The organism is Ancylobacter sp. Lp-2, assembly GCF_020523795.1.
GTDB lineage: Bacteria > Pseudomonadota > Alphaproteobacteria > Rhizobiales > Xanthobacteraceae > Ancylobacter.
This window is the reverse complement of sequence record NZ_JAJALI010000006.1, coordinates 240529-252266: the sequence shown is the minus strand read 5'-3', so window position 1 is coordinate 252266 and position 11738 is coordinate 240529. Positions and strand designations below refer to the sequence as shown.

At 68.2% G+C, this 11738-nt stretch carries 13 protein-coding genes; 5 read left to right on the top strand and 8 right to left on the bottom strand.

Going from position 1 to position 11738, the window contains the following annotated elements; genetic code table 11:
• Window positions 1-7 precede the first annotated feature (7 nt).
• Genes LGR54_RS16625 through LGR54_RS16615 form a run of 3 tightly spaced genes read right to left on the bottom strand, consistent with a single transcriptional unit; the run spans window position 8 to window position 2291 of the window.
• Window positions 8-784, bottom strand: a complete 777-nt coding sequence (locus LGR54_RS16625) for a creatininase (protein WP_230363096.1) — start codon at window positions 782-784, stop codon at window positions 8-10.
• A gap of 23 nt (window positions 785-807) precedes the next feature.
• A complete protein-coding gene (locus tag LGR54_RS16620) occupies window positions 808-1530 on the bottom strand; it encodes an SDR family NAD(P)-dependent oxidoreductase (protein WP_230363095.1) in 723 nt (240 codons plus the stop codon).
• Complete coding sequence (locus LGR54_RS16615; protein WP_230363094.1) at window positions 1524-2291, bottom strand: SDR family NAD(P)-dependent oxidoreductase; 768 nt, start codon at window positions 2289-2291, stop codon at window positions 1524-1526. The genes LGR54_RS16620 and LGR54_RS16615 overlap by 7 nt, the downstream gene beginning before the upstream one ends.
• Before the next feature lie 121 nt (window positions 2292-2412).
• On the opposite strand from LGR54_RS16615, the gene LGR54_RS16610 reads away from it, so the two are divergent.
• Window positions 2413-3333, top strand: coding sequence for a LysR family transcriptional regulator (locus LGR54_RS16610; protein WP_230363093.1), 921 nt, complete (start codon window positions 2413-2415; stop codon window positions 3331-3333).
• 274 nt (window positions 3334-3607) lie between these two features.
• Here the strand turns inward: LGR54_RS16610 and LGR54_RS16605 are convergent, their stop codons facing one another.
• From LGR54_RS16605 to LGR54_RS16585, 5 genes are all read right to left on the bottom strand, one after another.
• Window positions 3608-4705, bottom strand: a complete 1098-nt coding sequence (locus LGR54_RS16605; protein ID WP_230363092.1) for a serine/threonine protein kinase — start codon at window positions 4703-4705, stop codon at window positions 3608-3610.
• A complete protein-coding gene (trmFO, locus tag LGR54_RS16600; RefSeq protein WP_230363091.1) occupies window positions 4702-6129 on the bottom strand; it encodes a methylenetetrahydrofolate--tRNA-(uracil(54)-C(5))-methyltransferase (FADH(2)-oxidizing) TrmFO in 1428 nt (475 codons plus the stop codon). The genes LGR54_RS16605 and trmFO overlap by 4 nt, the downstream gene beginning before the upstream one ends.
• Window positions 6130-6312: 183 nt before the next feature.
• Window positions 6313-6474, bottom strand: a complete 162-nt coding sequence (locus LGR54_RS16595) for a DUF1127 domain-containing protein (protein WP_230363090.1) — start codon at window positions 6472-6474, stop codon at window positions 6313-6315.
• 195 nt (window positions 6475-6669) lie between these two features.
• Window positions 6670-7965, bottom strand: coding sequence for an O-acetylhomoserine aminocarboxypropyltransferase (locus LGR54_RS16590; RefSeq protein ID WP_230363089.1), 1296 nt, complete (start codon window positions 7963-7965; stop codon window positions 6670-6672).
• Between the two features lie 126 nt (window positions 7966-8091).
• Window positions 8092-8532, bottom strand: coding sequence for a CoA-binding protein (locus LGR54_RS16585; protein WP_230363088.1), 441 nt, complete (start codon window positions 8530-8532; stop codon window positions 8092-8094).
• Between the two features lie 204 nt (window positions 8533-8736).
• Between LGR54_RS16585 and LGR54_RS16580 the strand changes: the two genes are divergently transcribed.
• From LGR54_RS16580 to LGR54_RS16565, 4 genes are all read left to right on the top strand, one after another.
• Complete coding sequence (locus tag LGR54_RS16580; RefSeq protein WP_370638223.1) at window positions 8737-9156, top strand: PaaI family thioesterase; 420 nt, start codon at window positions 8737-8739, stop codon at window positions 9154-9156.
• A gap of 163 nt (window positions 9157-9319) precedes the next feature.
• Window positions 9320-9781, top strand: a complete 462-nt coding sequence (gene rplM, locus LGR54_RS16575; RefSeq protein WP_230363086.1) for a 50S ribosomal protein L13 — start codon at window positions 9320-9322, stop codon at window positions 9779-9781.
• Window positions 9782-9783: 2 nt separating this feature from the next.
• Window positions 9784-10260, top strand: coding sequence for a 30S ribosomal protein S9 (gene rpsI, locus LGR54_RS16570; protein ID WP_213355980.1), 477 nt, complete (start codon window positions 9784-9786; stop codon window positions 10258-10260).
• 186 nt (window positions 10261-10446) lie between these two features.
• Window positions 10447-11664: a diguanylate cyclase gene (locus LGR54_RS16565; protein WP_230363085.1), complete on the top strand. Its 1218-nt coding sequence runs from the start codon at window positions 10447-10449 to the stop codon at window positions 11662-11664.
• Window positions 11665-11738: the final 74 nt, after the last annotated feature.

Genomic DNA, 11738 nt, shown 5'->3' with positions numbered 1-11738 from the left:
GCCGGGCTCAGAGCCCGAACTCCTTGGTTATGGCGGCGGAGATGTGCGTGAGGTAGTCCGCCATCAGCAGCTCGCCCTTCTCGGTGGTGGAGCCGACCGCCACGGCGAGCACGCCGGAGGGCGGCAGGCCGAAATCAGCGGGAATCGGGAAGCGGTCATAGGTCGGGAAGGTGGCCGGGCCATCGGTCGGCACCTTGTCCATCTCGACGAGCTCGGGCCGGAACAGCAGCATCAGCGAGGTCTCGAGCAGGCTCGCATGTTCGAGCTCGATGCCGGGGAAGCCGGCCGGGAACAGCTTGTCCAGCGTCGGGCGGGTGGCGAAGTCCCAATATTCGAGGCGCATCACCTGCATGTCGTCGATGCCGTCGCGCTTCAGTTCGCGCAAGGCGAGGTCGAGGCCCTCCACCGACGGCCAGAGGTTCTCGTAATGGCCGTTGACGACCACCAGCCGGCGCACGCCCTGGCGGCCGAGATTGCGGATGACGTCACGCACGACGAGCGCGAAGGTGTGGGCGTCGAGGCTGAGCGTGCCGGGGAACTGCTCGCCGCCGCCGGAACGCGGCATCGACTTGCAGCCGTAATTGACGGTGGGGGCGACGATGCCGCCCACCGCCTTCGCCACCCGCTCGCACACGCCGGTGGGCAGCACGACGTCGACCCCCAGAGGCAGATGCGGGCCGTGCTGCTCGGTGGAGCCGAGCGGCAGAAATACCGGGGCGCCAGCCGCGACCTTCGCCGCGAATTCCGGCCAGCTCAGTTCGTCGAGACGCACGCTGTCGACCATGATCTTCCTCTGGTGTTGTCGTTTCAGTGCATTGCCGCGCCGCCATCGACGCTGATGCATTGGCCGGTGATGAAGCCCGTTGCCCGGCTGGCGAGGAACAGCACCGCCTGCGCCACCTCTTCCGGCCGGCCGACGCGACCGAACGGATTGCCGGTCTCCAGCCGCTTGAGGTCCTCGGTCAGGTTCTCGAAGTCGAGCAGCGGGGTGTCGACCGGGCCGGGCGCGATGGCGTTGACCTGGATGTGCGGGGCGAGCTCGCGGGCCCAGGAGCGGGTCAGGGTGACGATGGCGCCCTTGGTGCCGGCATAGCCGGAATAGCCGGCGCGCCCGAGATAGGCGAGCTCGGAGGCGATGTTGATGATGCGCCCCCGCGACGCTCCTTCGCCGGCGAAATATTTCAGAGCCTCGCGGGCCATCAGGATCGGGCCGCGGATGTTGACGCTGGCCATGCGCTCATAGGCCGCGATGTCAAAACTGGCGAGCGGCGTCTCGATGCAGATGCCGGCGCAGCTCACCACCACGTCGAGCCCGCCGAGATGGGCGGCGGCGGCCTCCATGCTGCTGGCGACGGCGGCCTCGTCGGCGACATTGGTGAGGATGGTCGGCCAGCTCGCCACTTCCGGCGGATGCAGGTCGAAGCCGACCACCTTGGCGCCGGCGGCGGCCAGCGCGTTGGCGCTCGCAAGGCCGATGCCGCTCGCCGCGCCGGTGACGACGACGCGCAAATCCTTGTGGGGCGCTACCATGGGAATTCTCCACGATCGACGCCGAGGCTCTGGCCGGTGATGTTGGCCGCGAGGTCGGACGCCAGGAACAGATAGGCGCCGGCCATGTCGTCCGGCTCCATGAGACCGGGGAGAATTTGCGCTGAAACGATCTCGCTGAGGAGGCCGTCCGGCGCAACGCCGCGCGCCTCAGCCATGCGATGGAGGGAACGCAGCGAGGCCTCGGTGCGCACCCAGCCGGGGCAGACGGCGTTGACGGTGATGCCGCGCGGGCCGAGTTCCTTCGCCCAGGTCTTGGTGAGGCCGATCACCGCGTGCTTGGAGGCGACATAGGCGCCGAACATCGCTTCCGACCCGCGCGACCAGATCGAGGCGGTGTTGACGATGCGCCCACCCGCGCCCATGCCCGGCAGCAGGGCACGGGTGACGAGGAAGGTGCCGACGACGTTGATCTCGACGACACGGCGGAAGGCGGCCTCGTTCTCGGCGCTGCCGTCGTCCAGCGGGGTGATCAGTTCGAGGCCGGCATTGTTGACGAGTACGTCGAGCCGGGGCAATTCGGCGGCCAGCGCGGCGACGTCGCCGGTCTTGGTGATGTCGACCCGGTGCCCGGTGGCGCCGAGCCGCGCGGCCGCCTCGAAGATCGCCTCATCGTCGGCTAGCATGTGCAGCCGGGCGCCGGCGGCGGCGAAGCCGCGGGCGATGCCGAGCCCGATGCCGCGGCTGGAGCCGGTCACCAGCACGGTGCGGCCGGCAAGGCCGGCGAGGCCGATATCGGTCATGCGTGTTCCCCCAGGAGCCGACCAATGCTCGCCCGGATTCACATTCACAAAAATCACATTTAATGAAAGTTTGTATCGATATTTATCGATGTAACGTTCCTGAGCCTTGCCCGGAGCCGCGATGCGCCGTCTCGACAATATCGACCTGCGGCTGCTGCGGGTGTTCGTGGTGCTGGCCGACGAGGGAGGCTTCCACGACGCGCAGATCGCGCTCAACCTGTCGCAATCGACGCTGTCCACCCATCTGGCCGCGCTGGAGCGCAAGCTCGGCGGCCAGCTCTGCGAGCGCGGGCGGGCGGGATTCCGCCTCACCCCGTTCGGCGAATCGACGCTGGCGGCGGCGCGGCGGCTGTTCGACGACATCGAGGGTTTCCACGTCCGCATCGGCCAGGACCGGCACCGGCTGGTCGGGCGGCTGCGCATCGGCATTCTCGACGGGGTGGTGACCAACCCGCATCTCGGCCTGCAGACCGCGTTGTCGCGCTACATGGACTATGCGGCGGAGGTGTTCGTCGACCTGGTGCTGGGCACGCCGCAGGAGCTGGAGCAGGCGCTGCTCGACGGCGAGCGCGACGTGGTGATCGGCGCCTTCTCGCAGAAGGTGCCGGGCATCGCCTACATCCCGCTGCACCGCGAGCCGCAGGCGCTCTATTGCGGGCGCGGCCACAAGCTGTTCGAGCGGCCGGCGCGGGAGATCGGCCAGGCGGACATCGAGGCGGCGCTGTTCAGCGTGCGTGGCTACCGGCATTTCGACGACCTTTACCGGGTGAATCATCCACGAGCCAGCGCCTCGATCGTGCAGATGGAGGCGCAGGTGATGTTGATTCTCTCCGGCCATTTCATCGGCTACCTGCCGCGCCATATCGGCGAGGACTGGGTGCGGCGCGGGCAGATGCGGGTCATCCGCCCCGAGAGCTACGGCTTCGAATCGGCGCATTTCGTCGCGACACGCCGGCTGAAGGGCGAGCGGCCGCTGATCGACGCCTTCGTGCGGGAGTTGCGGGCGGTGGCGGGGAGCTCGTCGCCGGAGCCGGTGCGCTAGAGGCCGGCATTGCGGGCGCTGGCGGGGAGAGCGGGCTGGACGTGAGGCTGCCGCTACCGCCTTGGAGCCTCCTCTCCCCGAGGGGGAGAAGGGTGGGGTGAGGGGGCTCAACGCTTCCCAGCGTCGTCGCCCCTCACCGACCCGCTGCGCGGGCCACCTCTCCGTCGAAGCCGGATGTTTCCGGCTTCGACCCTGCCGAGTCCGAACTCGGCAACAGCCGAGTTCGGGCGGGGAGAGGGACGAGAAAGGCGCAGCGGAATGTTGCGCCAGGCCTTCAAATCCCCCGCCGCACCCGGTCGCTCAGGTTCCTGCGCTCGCGGATGATGGCGTCGAGCGCCGCCTGCTGCGCCGGGGTGCGGGGCAGCTGGTCCATCTGGTCGAGTTGGTTCAGCGCGACGAGGCGCAGCAGATCGTCGCGCACCTCGCCGGTCTCGTCGCGCGGCAGCTCGGACACCAGCTGAATGTGCTCGGGCGGGGTATGGCCGGGCAGGGTGCTTGCGAGATGGGCGCGCAACGCCGCCTCGGTGACGTCCGGCGCGGCCTCGACGAAGGCGTAGAGGCCGAAGCTGCCGCCGGGGGTCGGGAAGTCGCAGATATGCGCGTCGCGCACGCCGGGGGCGCTGGCCAGCGCGGCGGCGAGGCGCGGGCCTTCCTCCATCGCCCGCGGGCCGCGGCCCTCGGTGTCGTGGTAGTTCAACAGCTTGCGGGTGACGAAGTTGTAGACCTTCTTGCCGGTGGCCATCCACACCCGGTTGATCAGGCTCTTGCGGGCCAAGATCTTCTTCTCGCGCGCCGTCAGCGCCTCCGGGCAGAAGCTGCGCTTGTGCTTCAGGAGGTGGCGGATGTCCTCGTAAGCCGCGATGCGGAACAGCTTCGAGCGCCGCGAGAAGCAGATGGCGAGCTGGAAATCCATCAGCACCGCGCCGCCATCGGCGGCGTAGAGCCAGTTCTGCGGCTTGGCGAGGTCGTTATGGGCGATGCCGCGCCGGTGCACCTGGCGCAGCCCCTCGCGGGCGGCGGCGAACCACGCGGCGTTGCCGACCGGGCAGGCGATCTGCAGGGGCAGGCCGTCGACGAAGCCGCGCACCAGCCAGCCTTCCTCCAGCGCGAATACCGGCACGGTGTGGCCGCTGCCCTGCGCGCGGCGCAGCGCGCGGGCCTCGCGGCGGGCGAAATGCCGGGCGAGCGGCTTCACCCACCATTTCACCCCGGCATAGTGTCGGCGCACGGCGGGGTGCTCGCCCTCGGCGTCATGCCAGAGGCCGCGCTCGATGGTGGAGAAGATGTCGCGCTTGAGCACGGTGTCGAGCTCGAAGCGGCCGCCGGCGCTGCGGGCGGTCGGCATCGACGGATCGGCGAAGCGGCGGCTCACGCGGGTACCTCGCCGGGGGTGGCGGTGCGCGCCCATTCGTCGATGTCGGCCAGCGCCCGGCGGGCCATTTCCTGCTTCTTGGCGACGGTCTTCTGGGTGCCGCGCAGGCGGTTGCCCTCGGCGTCGCGGGTCGGGTTGGCCGCGAGCGGCGGGAACAGGCCGAAATTGACGTTCATCGGCTGGAAGGAACGCGGGCCCGGCTCCACGGTTTCGATATGGCCGCCGGTGATGTGGGCGAGCAGCGCGCCATGGGCGGTGGTGACGGGCGGCGGTGCAAGCTCCACGCCCAGCCGCTCGGCGGCGGTGAACAGGCCGGCGATCAGCCCCATGGCGGCGCTTTCCACATAGCCCTCGCAGCCGGTGATCTGCCCGGCGAAGCGCAGGCGCGGCTCGGCCTTCAGCCGCAGCGTGCCGTCGAGGACGCGCGGCGAGTTCAGATATGTGTTGCGGTGCAAACCGCCGAGGCGGGCGAATTCGGCGTTTTCCAGCCCGGGAATCATGCGGAAAACGCGCACCTGCTCGGCATGGCGGGCCTTGGTCTGGAAACCGACCATGTTGAACAGCGTGCCGAGCGCATTGTCCTGCCGGAGCTGGACGATGGCGTGCGACTTCACCAGCGGATCGCGCGGATTGGTGAGGCCGACCGGCTTCATCGGACCGTGGCGCAGCGTCTCCGGGCCGCGCGCGGCCATCACCTCGATCGGCAGGCAGCCGTCGAAATAGGGAGTGTTGGCCTCGAACTCGCGGAACGGCACGGTGTCGGAGGCGATCAGCGCGGCGACGAAGGCGTCGTACTGCGCCTTGTCCATCGGGCAGTTGATGTAGTCGGCGCCGGTGCCGCCCGGGCCCGGCTTGTCGTAGCGCGACTGGAACCAGGCGACGTCCATGTCGATGGAATCGAAATGCACGATGGGGGCGATGGCGTCGAAGAAGGCCAGCGAGGTCTCGCCCGAGCGCTCGCGGATCGCCTCGGCCAGCGGCGGCGAGGTGAGCGGGCCGGTGGCGAGGATGACGCTGTCCCAGTCTTCTGGCGGCAGGCCGGCGATCTCGCCGCGCTCCAGCGTGATCAGCGGATGCGTGGTGATCGCCTCGGTGACCGCCTGCGAGAAACCATCGCGGTCGACGGCGAGCGCGCCGCCGGCGGGAAGCTGGTGACGGTCGGCGCAGGCCATGATCAGCGAGCCGAGCCGGCGCATCTCCGCATGCAGCACACCCACCGCATTGGAGGTGGCATCGTCCGAGCGGAAGGAGTTGGAGCACACCAGCTCGGCGAGGCCGTCGCTCTTGTGGGCATCGGTGCCGCGGGTGGGGCGCATCTCGTGCAGCACCACCGGCACGCCGCGACGGGCGAGCTGCCAGGCGGCTTCCGAGCCAGCGAGGCCGCCGCCGACGATATGGACGGGAGAAGGAGTATTCACGCTCATGCTGGGTAGGGTCCGCTTTTCCGGGCGGCCCCTTAGCACGGATCGCGGTCCGGCGCAGGATTATCGCTCGGAGAGATGGCGCGTATACCCGGCAGCGAGCGGCCCACAAACGAAAACGGCCCCGGAAGGCCGGGGCCGTTTAGTCCGCGTTCTCAGAAGATCCGCAGGCGGGGTGAGCCGCCATCAGGCCGCAGCGGCCGCCTGACGGGCCACGCGGAAGATTTCCGAACGCGACACGTTGATGTCGGCAAGGGTGCGGTCGTCGAGCTGGGAGAGCTCGGTAACGGTGCGGCGATACGCCTGCCAGCGGCGGATCTGCTTGGCGATAAAGCCCCAGAGCAGCATTTTCAGTCTCCATCAGGTTGCGAATGCGGAGCGCTGACCCAAGGTTGGTTGCACGCTCCGTAATCATTTCGCTGCCTATATATGCGACAGACTGCTCCTCTAGTAGAATGTATGTGGCATCCCAGCCATGCGGCGCACGCATGAGACGCCCATAATTCATTCATATTTGCACGGCTTGCCTTTGCTGCACCGCAATCAGGCTGATGCCAGCGCCTGATCGAGGTCGGCGATGATGTCCGCGGCGTCCTCGATGCCCACCGACAGCCGCACCACGTCCGGGCCGGCGCCGGCCGCCACCTTCTGCGCCTCGGACAGCTGGCGATGGGTGGTGGAGGCGGGGTGGATGATCAGCGAGCGGGTGTCGCCGATATTGGCGAGGTGCGAGAACAGCTTGACGCTCGACACCAGCGCCACTCCGGCATCGAAGCCGCCCTTGAGCCCGAAGGTGAACACCGCGCCGGCGCCCTTCGGCGTGTAGCGCTGGGCGAGGTTGTAGTAGCGGTCGCCCGGCAGGCCGGGATAGCTCACCCATTCCACCTTCGGGTGCTCGGCGAGGAATTTGGCCACGGCGAGCGCGTTGTCGCTGTGACGCTGGAGGCGCAGCGGCAGCGTCTCGATGCCGGTGAGAATCAGGAAGGCGTTGAAGGGCGACAGCGCCGGGCCGAGATCACGCAGCCCGAGGACGCGGGCGGCGATGGCGAAGGCGAAATTGCCGAAGGTCTCGCCGATGACGATGCCTTCATATTCCGGCCGCGGCTGCGACAGGAACGGGTAGCGCCCCTCGCGCAGCCAGTTGAACGAGCCGCCGTCGACGAGGAGGCCGCCGATGGAATTGCCATGGCCGCCGAGGAACTTGGTCGCCGAGTGGATGACGATGTCGGCACCATGCTCGAAGGGGCGGATGAGGTAGGGGGTGGCCAGCGTGTTGTCGACGATCAGCGGCACGCCGGCGCGCTTGGCGATCTTCGCGATGGCGGCGATGTCGGTGACGATGCCGCCGGGATTGGCGATCGATTCGACGAAGATCGCCTTGGTCTTTGGCGAAATGGCGCGCTCGAACGAGGCGACGTCGTCGAGATCCGCCCACACCACGTTCCAGCCGAAGCTCTTGAAGGCGTGGTTGAACTGGTTGATCGAGCCGCCATAGAGCTTGTTGGCGGCAACGAACTCGTCGCCGGGCGACAGCAGCGTCTGGAAGGCGAGCAACTGCGCGGCATGGCCGGACGCCACCGCCAGCGCGGCGGTACCGCCCTCGAGTGCCGCCACCCGCTCCTCCAGCACCGCGTTGGTGGGGTTGCCGATGCGGGTATAGATGTTGCCGAACGCCTTCAGGCCGAACAGCGCGGCGGCGTGGTCGGCATCGTCGAAGACGAAGGAGGTCGTCTGGTAGATCGGCGTGGCGCGCGCCTTGGTGGTCGGGTCCGGCGCTGCGCCGGCATGCACGGCGAGGGTGGCGAAGCCGGGTGTCTGATCGGTGCTGTTGTCGCTCATTCTGGGCATCCTCCGCGGGCGGCCGCGCCGCCGACGGAGGTAGTTCACGCCGGGCGGATAAAAAACGCAACAGCGACGTATAGAATTTTTCAGTACGAAAAATTCATGTGATTTCAGGCGGCAGCCTCAATGCGGGCCACCGAGGCGCAGGCGCGGCATCTCGATCGCCGGGCAGCGATCCATGATGACGGCGATGCCGGCCACTTCGGCGCGTCGGGCCGCCGCGTCGTCGCGCACGCCGAGCTGGGACCAGATCAGCTTCGGTAGCGGCGAGAGCGCCAGCGCCTCCTCCACCACTTTCAGCAGGTATTCCGGGGCGCGGAACACGTCGACCATGTCGATCGGCTCCGGCACGTCGGCGAGGCGGGCATAGGTCGGCAGGCCGGCAATGTCGCGCCCGGCCTGGCCGGGATTGATCGCGAACACCCGGAAGCCCTGCATGGCGAGATAGCGGGCGACGCCATGGCTCGGCCGGGCCGGATTCGGGCTCGCCCCGACCACGGCGATGGTGCGGATGCGGCCGAGCTGCTCGGCTATATAGGCATCGGAATAGGCATCGTGATTCATGCGCAACCTCCGTCGGTGGCCATCGCATATGGTGATGGCATCCATGAAATCTATCCGTCCCGCGCCGGGCTGGCGGGAGCTGCCGGGGCGACGATACTGTCGCGAACGATGAAACGGGAGGAGCCCATGGACGAGATGGCGGCGCGCGAGGCGCAGCGGAGCGTGGATTCGCGCGCCAAGCGGAGCCCGAGGCCGGGCGAGGGCATGGATGCCGGGCGACTGCAGGCCTATCTGGTCGCCGAGTTTCCGCAGGCCTTCGGTTCCGGCCGGCCGCACGAGATAGCCGGCGTGGACGGCGAAGGCGTGGTTCTGCGCCTTCTCGCCGATGACGACCATCTGCGCCCGGGCGGCACGGTGTCCGGGCCGGCGATGATGGGGCTCGCCGACATCGCCGCCTATGCGGTGATCCTCGCCGCCATCGGGCCGGTGCCGCTGGCGGTAACCACCAACTTCTCCATCAACTTCCTGCGCCGCCCGGCGCCGGGGCCGCTGCTCGCCGAAGCCAGCCTCATCAAGCTCGGCCAGCGGCTCGCCGTGTGCGAGGTCGCCCTGCGCGGGGAGGGGGAAGAGGAGCTGTGCGCCCATGCGGTGACCACCTATTCGATCCCGCCGCGAGCAATTTGAGGGGCTTAGATCGAGGTATTTTTATACCTATTTCGCAAGTTGCTGATTTTGCTATATTAATCCGCGTGCTGTGCGATTGACGTGCGCGTGCCGCTCGGTTACAAGCCGCGCCCAAGTGAAGTGCGGCCTCAAGGCGGCATCCTTACGCATATGGATACATCCCATGAAGACGTTTTCGGCAAAGCCTGCCGACATTGAGAAGAAGTGGGTGGTGATCGATGCGACCGACCTCGTGGTCGGCCGGCTCGCGACCATCATCGCCACGCGCCTGAAGGGCAAGCACAAGGCCATCTACACCCCGCACGTCGATTGCGGCGACAACGTCGTCGTCATCAACGCCGAGAAGGTGGCGCTGACCGGCAACAAGCGCAACGACAAGGTCTACTACCATCACACCGGCTTCCCCGGCGGCATCAAGGAGCGGACTGCGAAGTTCCTGCTCGACGGCCGCTTCCCGGAGCGCGTGGTGGAGAAGGCGGTGGAGCGCATGCTCGCCCGCGGTCCCCTCGGCCGCAAGCTGATGGGCAACCTGCGCGTCTATAAGGGCTCGGCTCACCCGCACGAGGCCCAGCAGCCGGAGGCGCTCGACGTCGCCGCGCTGAACCGCAAGAATGTGAGGAACTGATCATGGCCGAGGTTCTCCAGTCCCTCGACGCCCTCGACGCTCTGAAGGCTCAGGCCCCCGAGGCCCCCAAGCACGTTCAGAAGCTCGACAAGTTCGGCCGCGCCTATGCCACCGGCAAGCGTAAGGACGCCGTCGCCCGCGTGTGGGTGCGTCCCGGCACCGGCAAGATCGTCGTCAACGACCGCGAGCTCGAGGTCTATTTCGCGCGCCCGGTGCTGCGGCTGATCATCCAGCAGCCCTTCACCGCTGCGGCCCGCACCGGTCAGTACGACGTGGTCTGCACCGTTTCCGGTGGCGGCCTCTCCGGCCAGGCCGGCGCACTGCGCCACGGCATCTCCCGTGCGCTCACCTATTACGAGCCCGAGCTGCGTGGCCCGCTCAAGAAGGGCGGCTTCCTGACCCGCGACTCGCGTGTCGTCGAGCGTAAGAAGTACGGCCGCGCCAAGGCTCGCCGCAGCTTCCAGTTCTCGAAGCGCTGATCGGCGGATTTCTCCGCTGCGACATCGAAAGGGCAGGCCTCGCGGCCTGCCCTTTTTGTTTGCCACAGGTTCTCCTGTGTTTCCCGCCATGTTTCCTGTCGCGTTCAGCACGGCGGGTCGCTAGGCACGGTGCCCGCATTCCGCTATCTCGAAGGTCCGGGAACCGCCCCGCTCGGTGCTGGCTGCATGTTCTACGACCCGCTGACGATCTGGTCCTTCACGACCTTCTCGACGCTGCTGATCGCGGGCGTGCTGCTGGTGTCCTGGATCATGTGGCCGGGGGAGAACGCGCTCGGCTATTGGGGCACTGCCTTCGTGCTCACCACCATGGGGCTGGCCGGCCTCGCGGCGCGCGGCGTGGTGCCGGGCTTCGTTTCCATCGAGCTCTCCAATGCCGCGCTGCTGCTCGCCTGGGGCCTCGGCTGGAACGGCTTTCGCGCCTTCGACCGGCGACGGCCGGTCATGCTGTTGCCGGCGGTGCTGATCGCGGCGTGGCTGGCGATCTGCCAACTGCCCGGCTTCCGCGACGACGCGGTGGCGCGCATGTGGGTGATGCTGGCGTTCACAGCGCTGCTGGTCGTGCTGAGCATTCGCGAGCTCTATCGCCGCCGCGCCGACCGGCTGGTGTCGCGCCGGCTCGCCATGGGGCTGCTGGCGGTGCACCTTTTCACGATGTTCGCCCGGCCGGGGCTGCTGCTGCTCGGCGTCGCGACGGTGAATGTCGAAGGCAATGTCCTGCTCGATCCGAGCCTGATGGCCTATGCCTTCGAGCTCGTCGCCTTCCAGTTGCTGATGGCTTTCTGCGTGATCGGCATGGTGCGCGAGCGCCGCGAGCGGCATTTCGAGGAAGCCGCGCTGGTCGACGACCTGACGGGACTGTTGAACCGGCGGGGCTTCCAGGCCCGTACCCGTGAGGTTGCCGCCGGCGGCGGGCCGGTGGCGGTGCTGGTGCTCGATCTCGACCGCTTCAAGGCGATCAACGACGTCTATGGCCATGCCGCCGGCGACGAGGTGCTGTGCCTGTTCGCGCAGGTGCTGCGCAACAATCTGCGTGGCACCGACATCGTCGCCCGTCTTGGCGGGGAGGAGTTCGGCATCGTGCTGCCCGGCGCCGATGTCGGGACGGCGCGGGAGATCGCCGAGCGCATCCGCCTTGCCTTCCGCCAGGCGGGCGAAGGGCTGCCGATGCGCGAGGCGCGGCTGTCGGCGAGCATCGGCATCGCGGTCGGCGAACTGCCGGCTCTCGCGCCTGTCGAGGCGCTATCGGTTCTGCAGGAGCGGGCGGACATGGCGCTCTATGCCGCCAAGCAGGGCGGGCGTGACCGGGTGATGGTTCACCGGCCGGGTGACTGGAACGCGGGACAGATGGGTGGCGAGCGGCGCGCCGCTTCGCCGCATTCCTGAGCCGCCATCGATCCTGAAGCGTCTGTGCCGCCGAAATCGTCCGCGATTCCGGGCCGGACCCCACAAGGGGACAT